Consider the following 21240-nt stretch of genomic DNA (forward strand, 5'->3'; position numbering starts at 1 on the left):
TCAGGCGGTGGGAACGAGCGTGAATTTGAACGGGATGGCGTTGGCGCCGACACCGCCGCCGGTCATGATCAGGTCCGCCGTGGTCAGACCCAGCAGGCTCAGCTCGGTGTTGATGTCGGAGAGGATGGCCGAATCCATGATATCGCCCTCTTCGATCTCGGATACCACGCCGACCCAGATGGTGGGTTTGAACTGGAATACCGCTTTTTGCTGGGGGGACACGCCGGTTTTGGTGGCCAGCAATTTGCCGTTCTTGTAGATCTGTGCGTCGATAGAGCCGGTCGGCAGGACGTTCTTTACCTCCACTTCGTTCAGCGAGGAAGCCTGGGTGGGGTCCAGCACGAGGATATCTCCCGAAGGGGAACGGACGACGTCCCATTTCTGGCCGTTTTCTGCATCCTGCAGATCGGAGACATTGCCGTAGGGATCCTGGGCGCCGACCTGGAACTCCATTGGATACGTGAAGCTGTGCTTCCAGTTACGCCCGCAGTTTTCGATAACGCGCCAGGCGACGGCGATCTCTCCGAAGTTGGTGGCTACGTTCTTTTGGAAGATGACGATCCGGGAGTTGTTCTGATCGTACGATTGGTTGATGAAATTGATCTTGATGTCCATGGTAAAAAGTTTTTGTTTGCTGTAAAATTGGGGCAACGATAGGGGGTAAGACAAGCGGGGAAGTGCGGAAATGCGGGAAGCAGTAGTTCTACTGTGCTTTTGGGAGCATCCGGTTGAGGCCTTCGGGGGCGGTACGTAGAAATGCGCAATCGCCGAAATACGTGTTTCTACGCTTCTCCGGCAGCGGCGGGTCCTTTAGCTTTATGTTACACTAAACACATCACCATGAACAATGATCAAAATCTTCAGCACCTGGCTTTGTGCCGGCTGGAATATTCCATCGACCAGGTGAATTACTGGCTCGGCCAGCAAGGGATGGCTTATTTTGTCTTCGACGAGTATTTTCCCGCGACGCAGGACCCCAACAGACCCATCTACCTGTGTTGCTTTGCGCAGAACGACGAGGGCGGCTATTTCAATGCGTACAATCCCGATCTGCTTGCGCCCTATCCGGGACAGGTGCTGATGCAGGCGGGTCCCCTGAAACTGACGGGCAGTGTCGTGTCGGTCGACCAGATGCTGAGCATCCTGCCGCCGGGTTCCAATAACAACTACCTGCTTTTCACCCCGGTGGTAGATCCGCATGGCCAGATCTATTATTCGATCCAACCCTTTTACCGCACGGCTACGGGCGATGTGCTTGGCAGCGGTTCGATCAATACCAATCCTTCGCCGCCTGCTACGTCGATGGTGGCGTCGGAGATGGAGTAAGACGCCATGGCTTTCTTCGGCGTTTTATTGGACTGGTCGGAGGCCTGGGCGCCATTGATCCCGATAGCCGTTTGGCTGCGCCATCGCCAGCAGCCGCGCTACCTGGCGCCGGTGGTGGCCTATGTCTGGTTCGCCTTTGTGACCGACCTGCTCATCGATGGTATCTGGAAGCTGCGGTTGACGATCCCGCCGCCCTGGAATTCCAACAACTGGCTGTACAACCTGCATTCTTTGGTTCGGCTCTTCTTGTTCAGTTGGTTCTTTGTCCGGTTGCGACAGCCCTTCCTGCCGCGGCTGAAGCGGTGGATCCCGGTACTCTTCGGCCTCTATGCGGCGGTCGACTTCGGCTTCTACGAGCATTTTTTCGATTATAGTAACCTGAGCAGCCGGCTGCTGGCCCTGGAGGCAGGGCTGCTCTTGTTCTATTGTCTGCAATACTATTTTTATAAGGTGAAGGAAGATGAGGAGATGGCCGGTGATCAACCTGATTTCTGGGTGGTGACGGGTCTGGGCGTTTATGTTGCGATCAATTTTTTCATCTTCCTGCTTTATAAAGAGCTTTCGGTGTATTATACCCGGTTTGCCGTGGACATCTGGAATGTCCACAATGTGTCCTTTATCCTGTTGCAACTATTCCTGGCTCGGGCGCTTATTCAGAAGAAGACCCATTCTCCCGCCGCCAGATACGACCCACTATGAACCATCCCGACGGAAATATCAAACTCCTTGTCTTACTGGGCATCTCCGTGATGTTGTTGTTGTTCGTCAGCTTCCTGCTGGTGTTCATCTCGACGCAGCGGCGGAAATACCAGTATCAGAAGAACCTCCAGCGGCTGCGGGAGGCGCAGCAGGACCTGCTGATCGAGGCGGCCGTCCGCAGCGAAGAGTCCGAGCGGTCGCGCATCGCCGAGGCGTTGCATGACGAGATGGGCGCCCTGCTGTTCTCGGCGAAGCTGCATTTTCAGAATATCCGGTTGAACGAGAACGATCCGGGTAATTGGCCGTTGTTCCGTAAGGGCCAGGAGATGTTGGATGAGGCCATCCGGAAGATCCGGGGCATCTCGCACAACCTGCATTCGAGTATCCTGCAGGAGTTCGGACTGTTCGAGGCGATCAAACATTTCCTGCGGACCTCGGTGGATGAGCATCTGATGGAGACCGGCACGTCGCTCGAGTGCCAATATACTCCGGCTTCCAAGGAGGATGCCGTGAGCGTTTACCGTATGGTGCAGGAACTGGTGAACAATATCCTCAAACATGCCCATGCCCGCAAACTGCACATTAGCTGCGTCAATAACGGCGGCGTGTTGGTGATCACCTTATTCCACAACGGCGCGGGCCTCACGCAGGAGCAGTTCGAGGAATTGAAATTCAAGCAGGAGAGCATGGGCTTCAAGATCATCCAGAACCGGCTCATCCTGCTGAAGGGAAAGTTATTCTTTTCTATCCGGCCGGACGGCTGTTATATTGACCTATATTTGCCCCAGACCCTTTGATCCATGGCTGGACGTAGTCCGGCCATCCTTTCTGACCATTAACCTTATAACCGTAGAACAATGAGCAAGATAAGAATTGCCATTGCCGACGACTATGCCATCATTCGCGACGGGCTGAAGGTCGGCCTGGCAAGGGATGACAATTTCGAGGTCGTGCTGGAGGCCGAGTCCGGGGAGGAATTGGTCGAGGGCATCGCCCGGACGGAGGTGGATGTCGTCCTGCTCGATCTGCGGATGCCGGGGATGGATGGAATGGAGGCGACGACGGTGATCCGCCAGCGATTCGGCCGCGTGAAGATCCTGGCGGTAACGATGTACGACGACGAGAAATTCATCATCCACCTGATGGAAAAGGGCGCCAACGGGTATCTGCTCAAGAATGCCGACTCCGACGAGATCCGCAAGGCCATCTATGCCGTCCACGAGACGGGCTATTACTTCAACGACCTGGTCAACAAGGCCCTGCTCCGGAAACTCGTCATCCGGGGAAATATCAAACCCAATTTCAACAGCAATGTAGAGCTCACCGAGCGGGAGCTACAGGTGCTTCATCTCATATGCGAGGAGAAGACCAATACCGAGATCGGGAAGATCATTTTCCTGAGTCCCCGGAGTGTGGAGGGGATACGGCAGCGGCTGATCGAGAAGGTGGGGGTGCGGAATACGGCGGGGTTGGCGATATTTGCGGTGAGGAATGGGATTGTGTGAGGGGGGGTGCGGGTTGGAAAATAGGTGTTTTTCCCGTTTTTTGGATGAATCCAACCGTGTACCTTTCTAACTAACCCCTAAACTTATCATTCCCATGCGAAAGAAGAGACTTCTCTTTCTGTGGCTGGCGTTGCTTTTTTTGGCGAAACAGGGCCTTGCACAGGAGGACGGTATCATGTACGCCCACTATATCAATGTGGGTCAGGCAGCCGCAGTGCTGCTTGAATTTCCTTGTGGCGCGGTGCTGATCGATGCCGGCGCCCAGGACGACAACTATCACAAGGCATTGATCGATTATCTCGGACATTTCTTCCAACGCAGAAAAGACCTCGACAGTACGCTTGCCCTCGTGATGGTCACCCACCCGCACATCGATCACAACGAGGCTTTGTATGATGTCGGTCAGAAGTTCAGGATCGACCGGTATATCGACGACGGGCTTCGGGTGGGGTCGGGCAGTCCCAATCAAAAGTACATGCAGGACAACGCGGCCACGGCTGACATTCAATACCGGTCATATTCCTTCGAGGAGATAACGAAGGGGGGTAACAAGGACGGCCTGACGGATTCGGTCATCGATCCGGTGGACTGTCCCAATGGAGACCCGCAAATCATCCTGTACAGTGGAAGATTCGACCGGCAGCCCGATGACTGGTCGAAGACGGATTTCAATAATTACAATAACCACAGTCTGGTGGTCAAAGTCGTGTTCGGCAAGGCATCCTTTCTTTTTACCGGTGATCTGGAGACGGCCGGTCTGCGCACCCTGGTGGATGAATATGGAAGCAGCAAGGCATTGGACGTGGATGTGCTGATGGTCGGTCATCATGGGGCGGCTAATGCCACCACCGATGATTATCTGAATGTGACGACTCCCGAATATGCGGTTATCTCCTGTGGGCCCTGGGACTTTGGCAAGGGCGAAAAGAGCCCCTTTACTACGTTCGCCTATGGGCATCCACGTGTCGGCACCATCGAGATGTTGGAGAATTATGTCACGGCCCTGCGGAAGACCCCAATCGAGGAAGAAGCAGCCGACGGTGCCAGGAAGTTCAGGCCGATAGATATCGCCAAATGCATTTATGCCACCCCGTGGGATCAAACGATCGTCATACGTGCGAGTCTCGAGGGAAATTACAGTATAAAGACCGAAAATTGAATTCACTCCTTATTTTAAATCTATTTTATGGCACTCTATTTTATCATACTGGTAGTCATAAGTTTTATTGTTATCCTGCTTGCGATCCGGACCCCTTTGCTTCGGGACGCAATTACGAACAAGGCAGAGTTTACCGCTAAGGCCATTGAGCGGAGATTGGAGAAACCCAAGGCCCCTTTCAGCCTTGCGAGAGCTCAGCTGGCTTTCTGGACGGTGATCATTAGTAGCAGTTTCGCCTACCTCTGGTATAAGTTCCATTACCAGATACCCGGGTTCGCCAATGTCAATCTCATCCTGCTGGGCATTTCGGTGGGCGCCACGGCATCCGCCAAACTGATCGACGACTCGCAAAAGGAGAACGGCAATCTCAGCCAGGACAATCCTTCGGAGGGATTCCTGAAGGATATCTTATCGGACAAATCCGGGGTCAGCATCCACAGGTTGCAGAATGTACTCTGGACTGTTATTGTCGGGATCATCTATATCCAGTTTGTTGCGGCCGGGAGCGGTGAATTGCCTGACGAGAGCGTGCTGACTGAGAATATGCTGATCCTGATGGGGATTAGTACGGGGACCTATGTGGGGGTAAAGACGATGGAGAACAGTAAATCCCAACCCGGCGCGTGAAGCAGCCGGAGATACTGATTTTGCCGGTTTGAGATAGCCCCGACCGCGTCAATGCAGCGGGGCTTTTTGGGAAGAGGGGTTCAATTGATCTTTATATAATAGAAGACGGAGGCGTTCTTTGGTCTTGTCTCTGCGCCGCCGCTGGGGTAGACGGTGACGGCGACGTTACGGTCGGGAAATGTTGGATCGCTATTGTATTTATCGCCGCCTCCATCGCAATCGTGCGTCCCGTTGCTGCCGGTGATATTCCCCGTGATCCGGCCGGATGCCGGATGGGTATGGCTGCCCAGGGCGTCGCCCTGGATCACGGCACGGTTACGACTGTTGTCGGGGTCTGCCTGGATGGGCGGAACGGTCGAAGCCGTTTGGGGATCGATCTGATTTTGGCAGCGCATGAATACGCCACGATAGTCGGGCACGTTCTCCTGCCTGGTTATCGATTCAAATTTTGACCCGCTAACGATACGACCATCGGCGGGAGACCAGGCTGAGTTGCCCGGGTCCCAGGGCGATACGGCGATGCCCGTCGACTGGCTGAACTCCGGCCACGTCAGATAAGAGGTGATGATCGTTCCGACGGGCAGGATGCTGTAATAAAAGCGCGCAAACTCGTTGTCCGAGTGAGGTAGTTTAATGTCCATGGTACTGTGTTTTGGCCTTGAAATTACCGCATGAGGAAAGGCGGTAGAACGGGAAAATTCCCGTTTAGAAACGGGAAAAGGACACTTGTCCTTGAATTCCGGTTGGGCTAGATTGTGATAAATTCATTGATCACCTAAACACAAACATTATGGCCTGCAAATGTTCAAAGGTAGAACAGCCCACCATCTACATCAACGATGATATTTCCCGCACCAGAAAAAAGCAATTCCTTGACAACCAGGGAATGAAAATGGTCGATATGCTTAATGAAGACGGCCCCTATCTTTATTTTCAAGCCAACGATATACTTGCTTTATGGAGTTACATCAGCAGCTCGGATACCAATGGCGGGCTAGGCGCCGATGCATTGCGCATCTATTTTGCTATTTATGATGATAATGGAAGTCCGTCGGTTCCGGATGGATATGGCAATAAGTTCACTTTTGTATTCGCGCCCGCCTTGTCAGATGGAACTAAAACGGAAGTTGATCTGGGCATCTATTTCTCGATCCCGCCGGGAGGTTCGTTCAATCCCGGCCGGAGCAAGATCTCGGCCCAGGCAGCGTCTCGATGGGTGACGAACTGGCAAGAGTGGATGTTCAGGAATCTCCCTGTCGACGAAGTAGATGGGAACTTTGACGGAACGAGATATTGCGATACGAAGAGTATGATCTATACCTGGAAATTCCTCGGGCAGCTGTACCGGGAGATCCCCTGCCAGGAAGCCGAGGGGGTAAAGATCAGTTTGGCCGCATACCCGGATGAACAAGGGGGTGATCCGGCCAAGCGTCTCACCACGCAATTTATCCTGACGGACGGCAATCAGAACGACCTGCCCATCGATATCACCTGCCGTCCCAAGCCATTTAGAAATCCTGAAGATTTTGATACGGGCAATCCTTGTCCGCCGGCGACGGGTTGTTCCGGTTCCTCCTTACCGCTGCCCTAACCTCACGAGGTCGCGACGGATGGCTTCGAGTGCCATCCCTACCCTGCTTTTGACATTCAGTTTTTCGAATAGGGACTCCCGGTAACCATCGATCGTCCGCTCCGACAGGTACATTCGGGAGGCGATCTCCTTATAGGTGAGGTCGCTACAGGCTAGCTGGAGGAACTGCCGCTCCCGGTCGGAGATACTGAGGGCCTCGTCTTCGGCGGTCTTCAGAATCAGGCGGCGATAGTTGATATTATATGCGTCCGCATTATAAAAGCCCCTGCTGTGTACTTCGACCAGGGCTTTTTCCAATTCGGCCGGGTGCATATCCTTCAACAGGTAGGCACAGCAGCCGGCTCTCAACATACTAATTACGCTGGTATCGTCGTCCTTCATGGAAAGCGCTACCATTTTTATGGCGGGATAGGCGGCCGCTATTTTTTCCGCCGCGTGAGGGCCGTCCATCACGGGCATATTGACATCGATAAGCAGGATATCCGGTTTTTCGGGGAGCGGGGCCAGCTTCTGCAGGAGGTGGTCCCCCTGTAGCGCCTCCAGCACCACCTCCACGCCAGGAAAGCCACTGATGAGCATGCTCAGAGAATGAAGAAATAGCTGGTGATCGTCTGCAATGCCTACGGTGAGCTTCATTGTTCAAGGTTTTGTGCAGGTAAAAGAATTTGTATCCGGGTGCCGGAACCCTCTGTCGAGTCCCAACGGATGGATCCCCCGAGCAGATGGGTACGACGTTCCATATTCAGCAAGCCCAGGCCCTGGGGTCGTTGGACGGCCGCGGGCAGACCTTTGCCATCATCGGTGATGGTCAATCCGATGGCGGGCCCCTCGAACCGGATATGGATCCGGATACTGCTGGCTTCGGCATGTTTGATCGCATTCTGCATCGCCTCCTGTACTATGCGAAACAGCATGATCTGTGATTCGGTGGTCAGGGGCATGGCGGGAAGGCTGGTTTGTACCTCGACGGAGACCGTTCGGGCCGTATTGATCCTTTCTGCTTCGGTCCGCAGGTTTTCGATAAGGTTAAAGCGTTCGAGGTATTCTTTTGTGAGCGATTTTGAGAGGGACCGAAGATCGCGGATGGCCTGGGCCAGCGTCTCACTAGCGGTTCGCAGCGTATCGGGAACCTCGGGGAGGGAGCGTTCGGTTATTGCCAGCAGGATCTTAGTGCTGCTTAGTAATTGACCGACATTGTCATGTATCTCCTCGCCGATCTGGCGAAAGGCCCCTTCCTGGGATTCCAGCTGAGCGCGGAGCAATTCCTGCTGTACGGAATTCTGCAGCTGGAGGAATTGATGCCGATGCTGAAACCGCTTTTTTTGATAGAACAGTAAAATAAAGATCATGATCCCCGCGAGGAACAAAAAGATAAGGCTTCCGGCGATGATCACTATGATGACTTCCTTATATGATATCGTCTCAGGCATACAAAGGCATAGGTAAAGATAGAATAGAATATGATATTGAGCACCTGGAGACCGGTGATCATCGCGCGCGCAAGATCCGGATAATGCTTGTTCAGGAAGTTGAGCATTCCGAGATAGGGGAAATTGAGTCCGTAAAAAAGGATCAGACCCGTGGCGACCCAGAATTCGAAACTGGCGCCCAGCCGCACCAGTTCGTCCGCGGTGAATAACTGGTAGTAGTTGAATGCGGCGAGGAAAATAGTGAAAATGGCGCCGATTACGAAGAAGATACTGCTCCAGTCGTGCTGGTGGAGGATGACCAGGATCAGCCAGACCGCGGGCAGAAGCCAGAGGTATGCCTTTATCAAAGGACGGACGGTCCGGTTAACCAGGATCTCATCGAAATAAAAGGCATATAGCCAGAATTCGGCCAGCATGGCGAAGTTATAGATAGGCAGGTTGTTCATTCGAAATGCAAACCATAGAAAATTTGCCCACAACTCCACCACGAGGTCGAGCCCCATGATGGTGGAGATCACCCGGTACGAAAAGACACCCCACCGATGGACCGGGAGACTCGCTATAAAGGCGATGGCGATGGAGGTGATGTAGAGATAGACCAGCAAATGGCGATGAATTGGTTTTCTTGTTCAAATTTAGTTGTACCGCGGTAAAAGACGGTAATGGAAAGTATTCGTTAACGAGAGCAAATTAGAAGCCGGCGGGGGAGGAAAAAACGGGTTTTTTACGGTATTTGATCGAAGGAATTTGACGAGGGACCGGTCTGCCAGCTTATTAATGTAAATATGATGTGTGGATCATTTGTGTCCGTTGATATAATTTATCATTGCGGACATTTATCTGACGATTTTGGTTGGGTGAGCCAAGACACGATTGTATTTTCAAATGTATCAGCAATTACCCTCTTTCGAGTAGCTAAAACACGGCATTTTATAAGCCTTTGTAATCCATATTTTAAGGATAGCCCATTTTGACCTTAACTTAATGACATGGGTGTTTTTCCCGTATTTCGATTAGTCTACACTGCCAGCCGTTGTAGAACGAAGTTGGACCCATTCGTGTAGAAAAGTCCGTCGGCGAATTTGCCGATATCGAATCCAGAAGGCAGGGCGACCTGGGACTCCTTTGCAAAGGCCGGGAATGCTTTGATGAAGGCGGCCTTGAAACCGGGGAGATCGGTGCAGGTGGAACAGCACCATACCGGATTGATCAGGCCGTCGAAGTCGGCGCCTATGCAGAGCTGGGTCAGCGCCTTATTGTCGTCATAGGCGAAATGGCGGGCCACGACGATGACGTGCAGGATATGAGCCATGAAATACCGGAGATGGTAGTCGCCGAGGGCCGGGTTCACCTGGCCGCCTGCCCAGATATCATCCCAGGTCAGCACCTGGTCGTTGTCGAAGGCGGCGCCGAGCTGTACATCCGGATCATTCCCGAAAAAGGCGGATCGCTCGAGGTTGGAGATATATTCGGTCTCCAGGGGGAAATCATTGCGACCGGTGTGGACTTCCTCGAATTGCTGGTAGCCGAGGATCCGCTTGTCAAGCGAGAGGCCGATCATGCCGCCGGATGTCAGGATGTTAAAGATGTCTTCGTCATATAGGTTGATGCTGGAGGCATTGAAGGCAGGTCGCAGGGCGTTCCCGCCGTATTTGACCGGCTTGCCCTGCCACAATTGAGTGTATCCCGCCCTGAAGGGTCGCTGCATCGACAGATATGCCGGTATCTCTTTCCAGGAGATTCCGGTAAAACCGGCATGGGTGCGAATGACGGGCTGGTTGATGGCAGAGAGATGATCGCTTGCGCGAAGATGGTATAGCTGCTGGCGGGCGGCCAGACTCATGTGTTTGATGTCGATCATGATCTTTTGCTGATAGCAGTGGGTGAGCACCCGGATGCCGTCAGCCGAAATACCGTTGCCTTTGGGCCGGAAATTATCTCCGGGCAGGAATTGCATGCCAAAAGCGTGATTGCAGAGCGTGGACTGTTCCATATGAGTCAGGTTGAGGGACAGCACGCTGACGCTGGTCCTGAGCAGGTCGAGATTGTCAATGATCTCTGCGGGATCGTATTGTTGCAACCGGGAGGAAAGAGTGTGGCATCCTTCCACGCTGCACACGATGTGGATCGTCGATGTATCGGCCGGTTGGTAGTCGGCGCCGGACCGGATCAGCAGGATATGGCGGTCGGTGACGCCGAACGGGGTCGGGTCCTGGAGGGTCAGCAGATGCTGGGTGGTCAGCAGCTGGAACGGAGAGGTGGCGAGTAGTTGATCGATACGGCCCTTTTCGAGGTAAACCTGCAGGGGGCCGGTTGTGGACTGCTGGATGAGATCGGCCTTCAGGATATCGTGTTCCGGCATATATAGGGCCACGACGATGAGATTGCAATCCGTGTTGACCAACTGGGCGAGATTGCCTTGTGACTGCAGGATATCGGGAAATTCGGTGCACCATCGGAGCAGGAAGGGGATTTTGGATTTATCCAGGGGCACCCAGGGGCTGAGATGGGTAAAGCCGGGGGTGGTATCGCTGCCGGAAAACAGGCATTTCAGGGCTGGGTGGATATGAAAATCGAAGTAAGGCATTGCGAATTATTTTACTCCACCGCTCCAGAACCATTGGCCTGCAGCCGTGTAAAACCATTTGCTGTTACCGAATACCGGTTCGCCCTGTTCGGTGTACCCATCGAAGGGCAGGGTCGAACCGGCAGCCACTGTCGCGATCGGCGCCTGATTGCGATCCGGGCTTACGCGAATATTCAGTCGGGTGCTAGTGAGGGCGGCGCCTAAATGAAGGATCCTCGCCGGCCGGTTTCCCACGAGACTGCGAACAGGACCGGTGGGCGGCGGATCGGAGGCAAGGCTGATGAGTTTGTTGAGATCGACCTTACCCCCGGGGCAGGCCTTAATGGAGTATATCTCATGATGGCCGATGAGATGATTGCGATCGAGCGGAATACTCCAACGGCGGCTGATGTCCCTGATCAGGCTGCTGCTGGCGGCATAGGTTGCATCGGACCATTCGGTGGATTCATCACCTTCGTGTTCGATGCCTATTGTATAATAATTGGGGTTGTAGTAGAATCCGGGTTCCGCGGGTTTTATCAATTGCCAGCTGGGGGAGTGGACCCGGCCCGCGTGCCAGGCGGAGTCCTGCTCCTGTACATATTGGTGCACGTCCCCGTTGCGGCCGACCCCATAGTGCGCGGAGACCCGCGAGGCGGGGTCGTTGAACCAGCTATCGGTGTCGGCCAGGGTTCCCTCCATGATATGGATCACGATGGCGATTGGCTGGTAGGTCTTGCGGCCGGGGAAGAAGTTCGGGCTGGGCTTTTGGATACTGTTCATAAAAGAGGTTGTTTAATGAACGGATCACCCTTGCGCCGGCAGTTGACCGGTGTGGCCGGAGGTGTCGGGAACTTTGTCGGGCATGGAACCGGGGGCGGGTTTGTTTTCGGTGGTCTTCAATGCGGCGTACGTGCCGGCGCTGAGTCCCAGCAGGATCAGGTTGTTTTGCTCGAGGGCGGGCATGATCTTGTTGATGCAGTCCAGGCTCGTGCAGGCCGGTGTCAGGCCTGCGGCCACCTGCGAGATGAACCAGATGCCGAAGGCGAGGTTAAAGAGGACCGTCTGAAAACGGTGCAGATTAGGCCCTGTGCCATCGGACAGTATGTCGAGGAAGAAACCCTGTCCCGGCATATTCTGCGCCAGTACGATGTCGGTCTTTTGCTGATCCGACTGATCGATGATCCGGGCGGCGCCGGTCGTGGCTGCGCTGATCCCCAGGAGGATCAGGGTGGATTGGTTGAAGGTGGGGATGCCGTGTCCGAGGGTGAGAATGGCAAAGAAGGACGCGAGAATGATGATGGTCCACCAGGCGAGCTGCACGCGGGCCCAACTGTAGGGCTTTTTCCGGGCGGTGCTGCTGTCCCGAAGCATGCCGTATTTCTGATCGAGGAAGACGATGGTTCCGAGGAGCAGGATAAAATAGCCCCAGAAGGGACCTTGCGTAGCGGTCATGGGATTAGGGGTTTTGTTGTTAAGGAATGGCCGGTCGGAGCAATAGGCAAGTTAGTCGCTTGGGGCCTCAAAAAATAGGGTGTTTTTCACGTATTTGAAGACTTTGCGGCTTCATGCTGCCATTGTACCAATTCGGGATAGATATCCTTTGCGGTCGGCTGTTCTGCCAGCAGTCGAAGGCCGGCGGTTTCGAAGGCCTGGCCCATCGCGGTCTGGGGTGGGACGGTGAGGCTTTTTCCCAGGTCGGCCGGCGTGGCGGGGATGAGCACGTTGGGTTCCTGGGGTGCGGGGAAGGGCTGTGGGTTGTTCAGCGCTTCGGAGATGGAGCGGATGCCTGCCTGGCGGCGCTGGTCGACGGTGGGTGACCAGGGCTCGCCGGATTTGCCGAATTTTTCGACCAGCAACTGGAGAACGGAGGTATGATCCAATAGAAGATGACAGGGCGAGCCCGGTTTTATCAGTGGGGACACGAGGATGGCGGGGATGCGCGGGCCCAGGGTGGTGAAAGAGTGGGGGTTGTCGCCGTTGGTGGTATAGGGTATTTGTGGCGGGGCTACATGGTCGTAGAAGCCGCCATGTTCGTCATAGTACAGGATCATCAGGGTTCCCTTCCACTTATCGGGATTGGCGGTGATGGCCTGATAGGTGCGGCGGATGAAGTCTTCGCCCCAGCTCACAGCCAGCGGAGCATGATTGTCGTCGGGATGGCGGCCGCCGAAATGCGGCGCGTCCTCATAGATGGGTTCGATGATGGTCAGCTGTGGGGATTCGGCGAGGGAATCGTTTATGATATCGGCGTAAAGATTTTCATAGCGTTTAAAGCGACCGCTCAGTACATGCGGCCAGAGCGAGGGGTAGAGTGCAAAAAAAGAAAATGCTTCGTGATAGACCCGCCAGTTGACATCGTGGTTGTCGAGCCAGCCGAAGATATCGTTTGGAATATCTATCAGCTGTGTCTTTGTTTCGAAGATGCCGGTGTCACCGCTGAATGCCATGGTGCGGTTGGGCTGGGTGCTGGTGGGGATGGGGCAATACCAGTTGTCGCACACCGCGAAATTCTTTGCCAGCCAGCGCGTCATGGGGAGGAATTTTTCGGGGAAGTACCCCATGGGCTCGCATTGCGGGTTGGGGTGCGTCTTTGTGGAGAGCGCATATGCCGTCACAAATCCGTTCATCGCGAGATTGCCGGATACGGAATTGGGCGCCAGCTGGGTCTGGACGTAGTTCCATTCATGGGGGACATCGAAGGGTAGTTCGTCGTCGCTGCCGCGTTCGTAGATGGGGAAGGCCGTGCCGTTGTAGACGTTGTTATACGACTCGATCGAATCCTGCCGCAGCCCGTTTATGTCGAGGGCAGGGTCTTGCAGGGTCATGGACCCCAGGAAGTGATCGAAGCTGCGGTTTTCCATCATGACGAGGACGATGGAGTTGACCTGGTCGAGAATACCGGGCATAGTCAGTTTTTTGGGGTGATAGTGGAGACAATCACAAGCGTGTCCGGGCGCGAATGCGGATCCTGCCGCTGTTGGGATGTCATCGGTGTATGCGCTTCCCATGCGCCGAAGTAGTCCAGTCCCTTCAGGCAGTCCGTGCTTTGCCCCGGGCCGGCTATGGGGCAATAGCGGGAGGCGTGCAGGATCGTTACGGCGGCTCCCGACCTGGTCTGCAGGGCAGCGATGCGGAACCGGGCGAACATCGTGTCTTTTAACGCGGTGTAGACGAGGCTATCGCCAGCTATAGCCGTCAGCGTGAGGATCACCTCGTCGTGGCTTTCCGCCGGCCAGATAGTAACCTGCACCGGCGTGGCCGCCGAGGTCTTTCCCCATTTGGTGGCCGTCATCCGGAATTCCAGGGCGGGGAGTGAGTCAGGGGGCCGGAAGACCCGGATCTGCCGGACCGACATATGTGCCTGGCCGCGGGTCGACCATTCCAGGTGAATGGGATCGCCGTGACGGATATCGAGCGTATCCGCCGAGAAGTGCAGCACCTTTGGTGAGCAGCCGGATGCCGTCAGCAGGGCAGCCAGCGCCGTTGTGATCAGGACCTTCATTGTTCGGAGGTTTAAAAGAGCAAGGTAAACGGTCTCAGTCGCCCGAAAAACCGTGAAAACCCCAATGTCGTTGACTTAAGAGTTTTTAGTCGTTTTTGTAATTCGCATGGTGCAGGCTGGTCGGTCGTCGCTTCCGCTTCATGTGTCTGGAGGCTGCCCCTTTTATCTACCTAAACCAAATTAGTTCATTATCAACTATTGTCGCACCGTTAAAACACCCATTTTTGCTTAAGTCAACGACATTGGGGTTTTCACGAGTAGCAGAGCGGGTATTTTCGCGTAACTTCAAGATGATAGGAGTTCCCAAGTCATATTCATGCCTAAGGCCCATCTTATACTGGAGGTTACCCTGGCGACCACGCTGACGCTGATCGTCACATTTCTTATTGGCTTTATCCCTGCAAAAGATGAGTTTATCAAGCCTGTCCGCCAGGGCTTCCTGGACTTCGATATCTATGATCTTTATTATGCCGGAAGACACTCCTCAACCCCGCAAAGAGACTCGAACATCGTTCTGGTCTGCATCGAAAATGACCGGCAGTGTATCGCAGACCAAATCAGTCTGATCAGCAGATATTCGCCAGCGGTTATCGGCATCGATGCCGTATTTGATAATGCCGGCAGCAAGCCCGATGAAAGGAGAAAGGATATAGCGTTGGTAAATGCAATCAGCGCCGGAAACAAAGTTGTCGTTGCCTCACAGTACGTTTATGACGAAAAGGGGGATAAAGCCAGTATCTCGGGCAATTTCTTTTCCGCGATCGGCAGCTATACATCCGGCTATATCAATTTCATAGGCGACAGCTTCGCCGTGATCCGGAACTACCCGCCCTTCCTAATCGTCGGGGACTCACTTTGGGCATTTGCTGCCGTTGTTGCCCGAAAATTCTCACAGGAGAAGTTCGACCAACTCGTCGCTCGGAAACACCGGTTGGAGACCATCAACTATTCCGGCAACCTGGAAAGATATACCTGCATTACATCGTCGGAGTTGAAAGCCTGGGACTCGACGGCACAACTGCAAGGTATCCTCCCCAATAAAATCGTGCTGTTGGGTTATTTCGTTAAAGACGATCGGCCGATCCTGGAAGACCTGCATTTTACGCCACTGAACCAAAGGGCCGCGGGTAAAAGCTATCCGGATATGTATGGAGTGGTGATACACGCCAATATTCTGTCGATGATACTCGGCGGGAATTACGTGAATCGGGCGCCGGACTACCTTTCTTATGTGAGTGCAGGAGCGATCGTATTTCTCTTCCTCTATTTTGTTCTGCTCCGCCACAAAAAAAGCGATCATCCGGGACACGGCTGGTTCCACCTGATCCAGTTGCTGCTCACGCTGGGGGTCCTTTATTTGTTCCTGTTGGTCTTCAGTTGCTTTCATATCAAATTCACCCTTACGCCGATAATCATCTCGTTAGTACTGGCAATGGAAATGATGAGCGTATACAAGCTTTTGGCCATCTGGCTATCCCGAAGATTCCATTTTAAAACAGTTTTTGACCACAAACACAGTTTATGAGATATTACATCTTTTTGCTGCTTATTGCATTGAAGCTGCAAGGAATGGCGCAATTGCCGGATTATATCGTCTATACTGTTACAGGCAATGCTACCATGGGAAGGCCTGGACAAAAGCCCGGCAAAATAAAACAAAACCAATATGTTTTCAGGAATACCACGATTGTCGTAGAAGGGGCGGCCGAAGTCACGCTTGTAGATAAGGATGCCAACTATATTGTACTGAATAAGCCGATGACGTATTCGCATGCCGACCTGATCCATCTCGGATCAAGGAGAATGATTGATGGAATGACAAAAAAGTATTTGGATTTCTTATATAGAGAGCTATTGGATCCGAATGAGGATCTGGAATCGTTCAGCAAGAAAAATATCGCTTCGGCGTGGGGTGGTATCCACCGCGATGTAGAGTGTGGAAACCGGATATTCCCGCCAAATGGATACAAGTCATCATCGAATCTTATACCATTCAAATGGCATACGACCAGCCCGGATTCTGCGTACGTGCTTTCTATCTATAATGAAATGGGAGATACCATTGCTTCACTGTCCGTCAGCGATACGATGCAGACCATTTCGGCCGATGAGGCATTATCCGGGAAGGCAGGTAAATTCTTCTGGCGGGTGAAAAGCAGGACTGGAACCTGCGAAGATGAAAAGCCGATCTATTTTTTTGTTCTCGATCCCGTAGAAGAGCGGAAATGGGTAACCACACTTATCGCCGATAGCGCAACAACGACGTTGGGAGGGAAGCTGCAGCAGATTGACATTCTGGAAAAGAATTTGCTTATTGATGCGGCGTTCAGCTATTTTGATCGCCTGGTACGATCTGATCCCGACAACATGGCCTTGCGAAGAAGCTATGTTTATCTCCTTCTGAAATACGGATTCGAACAAACAGCAAGATCGGTCTGGTATGCTGCTCCAAAGTACGGCGCCCCGGGCAGCCTGCTATGGAGGCGGTACGCGGATAGTGCCAGGAGCTGTAACGACCGTGGCGATACGGCCGGGAGCAGCGCCTATTTCCATAAAGCGATGCAACAGTTGAAAAAAGATACGCTAGGTTCGATGGCGGATGCCAAATACTGCGATACGGTCGCTGCGATGTTCTATCAGCAGCAACAGTTCGAAGAGGCTGAATACTTCTATTCCGAAGCAACGCAGATAAAGGAAAAGGTGCTCGGGAAAAGTCACCAGGAATACAGGTACTCCTACACCAACCTGGCTAGTTTCTATATGAATGTCGGGCAATTCCCGAAGGCTGAGCATATTCTGTCGGATATCCGGCAAACGCAGGGAAAGGTATTCGGGCTTCATAGCATGGAGTATGGCATGGCGTGCAACAACCTTGCCAGTTTTTATCAATGGAACGGGCAGTTTCCGCAGTCCGAGCAACTATATCTCGAGGCGATCCGGGCGTTGTATAAATCCGCCGGACCCGAGGATTCCCTGTATGCCGCAACTTTGAATCACATCGGTGACCTGTACCTGGATATGGGGCAAAATGACAAGGCAGAGAATGCACTGGTGCAGGCCAGGCGTATATGGGGAAAGACCATTGGCAGGGACAATGCCCAATATGCGCTTATGTCGACCCTGCTCGGTGAGGTGTACCTCAACCTGGGACAACTTGAGCAGGCAAAATCGTTATTGGTGGAGGGAAAGGACATATTGGAAAAAAGCGCGGGTAAGCGGAATGGGTATTATGTCAGTTCGTGCAACACCCTTGCCAGATACTATGAAGAAGCAGCACAGTATGAGAGTGCGGAAAAATTGTTGCTCGAAGCGAAACAGATCCGGGAAGCAATATCGGGGAAACTGCATCCGGATTATGGCACAGCCTGCATGAACCTTGCTCTCCACTACATTGACATGGGCCAAAACGATAAGGCTGAGGCCTTATTGCTGGAAACGAAGGAAATAAGGGAAAAACAAGGAAAGGAAAACCCCGATTACGCTATTATTTGCGAAAATCTTGCCGCGTTCTATAGTGATATCGGTCAACATCAAAAGGCCGAAGCCATCGGGCGGGAAGCAAAAGATATCCTTGAAAAGGTCGTTGGGAAAGAACATCCGGAATATGCCCACACATGCCTGAATCTCGGTGAGATTTATAAATACCTGGGGCAATACGACACCGCCGAACAACTAATGATGGAAGCAAGGCAGATCATCGAAAAGGATTTTGGGAATGAACATGCGGAATATGCAGCAGCGTGCCGGAACCTTGGCAATCTCGACCTGGAAAGGGACAAGTATGATGAGGCTGAAGTATTGCTGTTGGAGGCAAAGCACATTTATGCAAAGGCGTACGGCACCCGGCATCGAGGATACGGCGATTGCTGCTTCGACCTGGCGAGGCTCCATTGGGCGAAGCGCGAACCTTTGCGGGCGGACAGCGCCTTCAAAGAATCTTTTCTCGTCAACAGTGGACTGATATCGTCGGCGATCCTGTTCAGCAACGAAAAGGAAAAGTCGGCATTCATAGCAAGCAGGTTCAGGGATAATAATATTGCCTACTCCTTTTACACGAGCTCAAAATTGCCGTCCGGTCAACCGTATGCCCTGTCCCTATTTCAACGGAATATAATATTAAGATCGTCGGAAGCAATGAAGAAGGAGTTATATTCAGTTCATGATACCGCCGTACTGAACAAGTACAACCGCTGGATCGGTTTAAGAAGACGTTTGGCGGCCATATATTCAAAACCGATGGCCGAAAGGCAGGAAGACGCCGGCCAATTGGAAGAAAAAGCTGGCCAGTTGGAAAAAGAGCTCGTGGGCATTTGGGCCGGATTTAAGAAACAACAGCAGCCGGTCGATTGGAAAGCCATTCAACGATCTTTGAAGCCTGATGAGGCCTCCATCGAGTTCGTATCTTTTCAATTGAGCGATTTCAGGAGATATACCGATACGGTTGCTTATGTGGCCATCGTACAGCGGAGAGACGTTCCCTTACCTGTGATGGTATATCTTTTCAATGAAAGGCAGCTAATGGACCAATTCACTTCGAATGTGGAAGGAGCCGGCAACCAGGCGCTATATCAGCTGATATGGAAGCCGTTGGAAAAGGAATTGGCCGGTATCAATACCATTTATTTTGCACCAGCCGGATTGCTTCACAAAGTTTCGTTCGCAGCGATACCGCTGGGTGGGAAGACAGTGTTAAGCGACAGGTATCGGCTGGTACAACTCTCCAGCACCGGCTCCGTGACAGAGCTTGCACCGGCGGTTCTCGGTTCGTCTGATCGTCTTCAGGTGTATGGCTGGATAGATTACCATGCAGGTGCAGTGGAATTGCAGGAAGCAAGCAGAGCTTACCCCAGGGATGCCGACGACCCGGCGGTCAGCGCACCAGCCCATCATCATATCCGCGGTGACGCGCTCGATTCCCTCCCCGGAACGAAGGCGGAGCTTGACTATATCTGTAAACTGGCCCAGGCCCGCGGTATCCCGGTCACGGCCTTGTTCGGCGTTCAGGCCACCGAGGAATCGGTGAAAGCCCTCGACGGAAAGGCATCCCCCTCCATACTACACATTGGTACGCATGGTTTCTTTTTCCCAGATCCGCGGTCCGGCGGGTTGGACAGCTTTCAGCGCAAATTCATCACCATCGGCAAGGCGTTTCAGGAATCCGATAATCCCTTGCTCAGGAGCGGGCTTCTTTTTGCGGGCGCCGTCAACGCTTGGCAGGGAAAACCTGTCAGCGGAATTGAAGATGGAATCCTCACTGCATACGAGATCTCGAATATGTACTTGCCGAACACCAGGCTGGTGGTACTGTCTGCCTGTGAAACGGCGCTGGGAGACATCGAGGGGAGTGAAGGTGTGTATGGACTGCAAAGAGCTTTTAAAATGGCTGGAGTACAAAATCTTATCATGAGTCTTTGGAAAGTGCCCGATGATGAAGCCGCCGACTTCATGCATGAATTTTACAAGAACCTCTTCGCCGGCAAATCGGTATCCGATTCGTTTTACAAGTCGCAAAATACCATGAAACTCCGCGATCGGAACACCACCTATAACTGGGCCGCATGGGTATTGGTGCGCTGAGCCAGATAGATCAGTCTTTCGCAGCTCGAACTCGCGGGCGTTCCATCCCAGTAGAAGCTGTGCGCGCGAAGGAAATACAAAAGAACAAAGTCAACCAGATAGAACTTCTTTCTAGGGGTTATTTCGTAGTACAAATTGATTGGGACCGGGATATTCCCGTTGTTACCGAAGGAATATTCCGCTTTTGCGTACCTGGCGTCCCGTCTGAAGTTGGACGAAAGGGCATCGGATTTGGAGAATACATTATACCATTCAAGCTTCTTGGCCAGCGAACTGTCGCGTTCATCGAAATAATTCGCATAATAGGTGGATATGAATTCGTAAGGACAGCCGATGGTAACCAGTGCCTCGGTGATAGCCACCAAACGTAGTGCGGGGGTACTCGCATACGGGAATAGAAAATCCAGGGCGATGATACATCCGAAACTATACGCATGAAATTGAAGTTGGGCATCGCCGCCTTCTTTTTCATAAATATAGTCGACGAGCTTATCCAACTGACCGAAAACAGCCTGTTTCTGGTCGCCTGACTCAAGATAATTGTGGACGCAGACGAATTCCGTCCCCAGCGAAGTAATGAAGTCTTTTGACGCCGGTACCAGGGCGATCAGCAAGGCGGAAAGGGCAAGGATCACATGGGAGAGTAGTTTCAATAGTTGGGTGAGTTGTAGGAGTCTCGGGTCGTTCTTGAATACCTCATTGAGACTAACTACCTTCATGAGTTCGACGATGTATGCGACAACGGACGGCAGCAACAGAAACCCCGACAGACCCAGTATTCCCAGAATGACAATGGCGTACATCGCCTGCAATCGCATTCTCAACATGAAATAACCGGTTCCGCTTCGCTTGAACAACCGCATAAATACAAGCGGCAACTTGCGTGCGATCACGACGGCCAGCAGTAAGGACTTTATGAATACACTTTTGCCGTTATAGTTTTCGCGAAGAATGGAGGTGTACTCGAATTCATAGAATTTATACAGTACATCCTCTTTTCCCTCACGTTGACTGACAATTGAGACGCAATTGGTCCTACTGTTCTCCTCGCTTTCATAGAGGAGATTCTCTTGTTTTATAACGTATTTTATTCCTGTGCCCAGGCTATTCTCTTCGATTTCATTCTTAAGTCTGGAAGCATAGCTCGATACCGTCTGTTTATTAAAAGCTTCATTCATTCCCTTTATAAAAATGCAGACTTTCATATAGTCGTTTTGAATTATTTTCATGATCAGCGACCGGAAGTCAACGGCCT

General features: G+C 52.7%; 20 protein-coding genes. 9 read left to right on the forward strand and 11 right to left on the reverse strand.

Translation table 11 applies throughout. The features are described 5' to 3' along the window. Positions 1–615 (reverse strand): hypothetical protein, encoded by a 615-nt coding sequence (locus VHE34_RS09425; RefSeq protein WP_325587084.1) that lies wholly within the window; start codon positions 613–615, stop codon positions 1–3. Between the two features lie 225 nt (positions 616–840). Here VHE34_RS09425 and VHE34_RS09430 point away from each other — a divergent pair, with 225 nt between their 5' ends. From VHE34_RS09430 to VHE34_RS09455, 6 genes are all read left to right on the forward strand, one after another. After that, positions 841–1326, forward strand: a complete 486-nt coding sequence (locus VHE34_RS09430; RefSeq protein ID WP_325587086.1) for a hypothetical protein — start codon at positions 841–843, stop codon at positions 1324–1326. 6 nt (positions 1327–1332) lie between these two features. Then, on the forward strand, positions 1333–2025 hold the full coding sequence (locus VHE34_RS09435) for a hypothetical protein (protein WP_325587088.1): 693 nt from the start codon (positions 1333–1335) through the stop codon (positions 2023–2025). Beyond that, positions 2022–2822, forward strand: coding sequence for a sensor histidine kinase (locus VHE34_RS09440; protein ID WP_325587089.1), 801 nt, complete (start codon positions 2022–2024; stop codon positions 2820–2822). Before VHE34_RS09435 ends, VHE34_RS09440 begins: the two co-directional genes overlap by 4 nt. Positions 2823–2882: 60 nt before the next feature. Continuing rightward, positions 2883–3530, forward strand: coding sequence for a response regulator transcription factor (locus VHE34_RS09445; protein WP_325587090.1), 648 nt, complete (start codon positions 2883–2885; stop codon positions 3528–3530). Positions 3531–3624: 94 nt separating this feature from the next. After that, entirely contained in the window at positions 3625–4689 is a 1065-nt protein-coding gene (locus tag VHE34_RS09450; RefSeq protein WP_325587092.1) for a hypothetical protein, read from the forward strand. A gap of 27 nt (positions 4690–4716) precedes the next feature. After that, positions 4717–5316, forward strand: a complete 600-nt coding sequence (locus VHE34_RS09455) for a hypothetical protein (RefSeq protein WP_325587094.1) — start codon at positions 4717–4719, stop codon at positions 5314–5316. A gap of 80 nt (positions 5317–5396) precedes the next feature. On the opposite strand, the gene VHE34_RS09460 is transcribed toward VHE34_RS09455, so the two are convergent. After that, entirely contained in the window at positions 5397–5957 is a 561-nt protein-coding gene (locus tag VHE34_RS09460; protein WP_325587096.1) for a hypothetical protein, read from the reverse strand. Between the two features lie 149 nt (positions 5958–6106). Here VHE34_RS09460 and VHE34_RS09465 point away from each other — a divergent pair, with 149 nt between their 5' ends. Continuing rightward, a complete protein-coding gene (locus tag VHE34_RS09465) occupies positions 6107–6907 on the forward strand; it encodes a hypothetical protein (RefSeq protein WP_325587098.1) in 801 nt (266 codons plus the stop codon). Here the strand turns inward: VHE34_RS09465 and VHE34_RS09470 are convergent. The 8 genes from VHE34_RS09470 to VHE34_RS09505 all read right to left on the reverse strand — a co-directional run bounded on the left by VHE34_RS09470 (position 6893) and on the right by VHE34_RS09505 (position 14408). Further along, positions 6893–7543, reverse strand: coding sequence for a response regulator transcription factor (locus tag VHE34_RS09470; protein WP_325587100.1), 651 nt, complete (start codon positions 7541–7543; stop codon positions 6893–6895). The genes VHE34_RS09465 and VHE34_RS09470 overlap by 15 nt on opposite strands. Continuing rightward, positions 7540–8337: a sensor histidine kinase gene (locus VHE34_RS09475; RefSeq protein ID WP_325587102.1), complete on the reverse strand. Its 798-nt coding sequence runs from the start codon at positions 8335–8337 to the stop codon at positions 7540–7542. Before VHE34_RS09475 ends, VHE34_RS09470 begins: the two co-directional genes overlap by 4 nt. After that, positions 8301–8942 (reverse strand): hypothetical protein, encoded by a 642-nt coding sequence (locus VHE34_RS09480; RefSeq protein ID WP_325587104.1) that lies wholly within the window; start codon positions 8940–8942, stop codon positions 8301–8303. Before VHE34_RS09480 ends, VHE34_RS09475 begins: the two co-directional genes overlap by 37 nt. A gap of 413 nt (positions 8943–9355) precedes the next feature. Further along, entirely contained in the window at positions 9356–10924 is a 1569-nt protein-coding gene (locus VHE34_RS09485) for a hypothetical protein (protein WP_325587106.1), read from the reverse strand. A gap of 6 nt (positions 10925–10930) precedes the next feature. Further along, entirely contained in the window at positions 10931–11686 is a 756-nt protein-coding gene (locus tag VHE34_RS09490) for a peptidoglycan recognition family protein (protein WP_325587108.1), read from the reverse strand. Positions 11687–11710: 24 nt separating this feature from the next. Next, positions 11711–12358 (reverse strand): hypothetical protein, encoded by a 648-nt coding sequence (locus VHE34_RS09495; RefSeq protein ID WP_325587112.1) that lies wholly within the window; start codon positions 12356–12358, stop codon positions 11711–11713. A gap of 86 nt (positions 12359–12444) precedes the next feature. After that, positions 12445–13812: an alkaline phosphatase family protein gene (locus VHE34_RS09500; RefSeq protein WP_325587114.1), complete on the reverse strand. Its 1368-nt coding sequence runs from the start codon at positions 13810–13812 to the stop codon at positions 12445–12447. A 2-nt stretch (positions 13813–13814) separates the two neighbouring features. After that, positions 13815–14408 (reverse strand): hypothetical protein, encoded by a 594-nt coding sequence (locus VHE34_RS09505; protein ID WP_325587116.1) that lies wholly within the window; start codon positions 14406–14408, stop codon positions 13815–13817. 316 nt (positions 14409–14724) lie between these two features. On the opposite strand from VHE34_RS09505, the gene VHE34_RS09510 reads away from it, so the two are divergent. Beyond that, entirely contained in the window at positions 14725–15933 is a 1209-nt protein-coding gene (locus tag VHE34_RS09510; RefSeq protein ID WP_325587118.1) for a CHASE2 domain-containing protein, read from the forward strand. Then, positions 15930–19985, forward strand: coding sequence for a CHAT domain-containing tetratricopeptide repeat protein (locus VHE34_RS09515; protein WP_325587120.1), 4056 nt, complete (start codon positions 15930–15932; stop codon positions 19983–19985). The genes VHE34_RS09510 and VHE34_RS09515 overlap by 4 nt, the downstream gene beginning before the upstream one ends. Here VHE34_RS09515 and VHE34_RS09520 read toward each other — a convergent pair. Then, positions 19952–21190, reverse strand: a complete 1239-nt coding sequence (locus VHE34_RS09520) for a hypothetical protein (protein WP_325587122.1) — start codon at positions 21188–21190, stop codon at positions 19952–19954. The two genes, VHE34_RS09515 and VHE34_RS09520, sit on opposite strands and share 34 nt — an antisense overlap. Positions 21191–21240 lie beyond the last annotated feature (50 nt).

Origin of the sequence: Puia sp. (assembly GCF_035546395.1) — a bacterium.
Classification (GTDB): Bacteria; Bacteroidota; Bacteroidia; order Chitinophagales; family Chitinophagaceae; genus Puia.

Bases quoted from the DNA above. Each gene is read 5' to 3' on its own strand.
- VHE34_RS09425 (WP_325587084.1), bottom strand. From the start codon at position 615: ATGGACATCAAGATCAATTTCATCAACCAATCGTACGATCAGAACAAC.
- VHE34_RS09430 (WP_325587086.1), top strand. From the start codon at position 841: ATGAACAATGATCAAAATCTTCAGCACCTGGCTTTGTGCCGGCTGGAA.
- VHE34_RS09435 (WP_325587088.1), top strand. From the start codon at position 1,333: ATGGCTTTCTTCGGCGTTTTATTGGACTGGTCGGAGGCCTGGGCGCCA.
- VHE34_RS09440 (WP_325587089.1), top strand. From the start codon at position 2,022: ATGAACCATCCCGACGGAAATATCAAACTCCTTGTCTTACTGGGCATC.
- VHE34_RS09445 (WP_325587090.1), top strand. From the start codon at position 2,883: ATGAGCAAGATAAGAATTGCCATTGCCGACGACTATGCCATCATTCGC.
- VHE34_RS09450 (WP_325587092.1), top strand. From the start codon at position 3,625: ATGCGAAAGAAGAGACTTCTCTTTCTGTGGCTGGCGTTGCTTTTTTTG.
- VHE34_RS09455 (WP_325587094.1), top strand. From the start codon at position 4,717: ATGGCACTCTATTTTATCATACTGGTAGTCATAAGTTTTATTGTTATC.
- VHE34_RS09460 (WP_325587096.1), bottom strand. From the start codon at position 5,957: ATGGACATTAAACTACCTCACTCGGACAACGAGTTTGCGCGCTTTTAT.
- VHE34_RS09465 (WP_325587098.1), top strand. From the start codon at position 6,107: ATGGCCTGCAAATGTTCAAAGGTAGAACAGCCCACCATCTACATCAAC.
- VHE34_RS09470 (WP_325587100.1), bottom strand. From the start codon at position 7,543: ATGAAGCTCACCGTAGGCATTGCAGACGATCACCAGCTATTTCTTCAT.
- VHE34_RS09475 (WP_325587102.1), bottom strand. From the start codon at position 8,337: ATGCCTGAGACGATATCATATAAGGAAGTCATCATAGTGATCATCGCC.
- VHE34_RS09485 (WP_325587106.1), bottom strand. From the start codon at position 10,924: ATGCCTTACTTCGATTTTCATATCCACCCAGCCCTGAAATGCCTGTTT.
- VHE34_RS09490 (WP_325587108.1), bottom strand. From the start codon at position 11,686: ATGAACAGTATCCAAAAGCCCAGCCCGAACTTCTTCCCCGGCCGCAAG.
- VHE34_RS09495 (WP_325587112.1), bottom strand. From the start codon at position 12,358: ATGACCGCTACGCAAGGTCCCTTCTGGGGCTATTTTATCCTGCTCCTC.
- VHE34_RS09500 (WP_325587114.1), bottom strand. From the start codon at position 13,812: ATGCCCGGTATTCTCGACCAGGTCAACTCCATCGTCCTCGTCATGATG.
- VHE34_RS09505 (WP_325587116.1), bottom strand. From the start codon at position 14,408: ATGAAGGTCCTGATCACAACGGCGCTGGCTGCCCTGCTGACGGCATCC.
- VHE34_RS09510 (WP_325587118.1), top strand. From the start codon at position 14,725: ATGCCTAAGGCCCATCTTATACTGGAGGTTACCCTGGCGACCACGCTG.
- VHE34_RS09515 (WP_325587120.1), top strand. From the start codon at position 15,930: ATGAGATATTACATCTTTTTGCTGCTTATTGCATTGAAGCTGCAAGGA.
- VHE34_RS09520 (WP_325587122.1), bottom strand. From the start codon at position 21,190: ATGAAAGTCTGCATTTTTATAAAGGGAATGAATGAAGCTTTTAATAAA.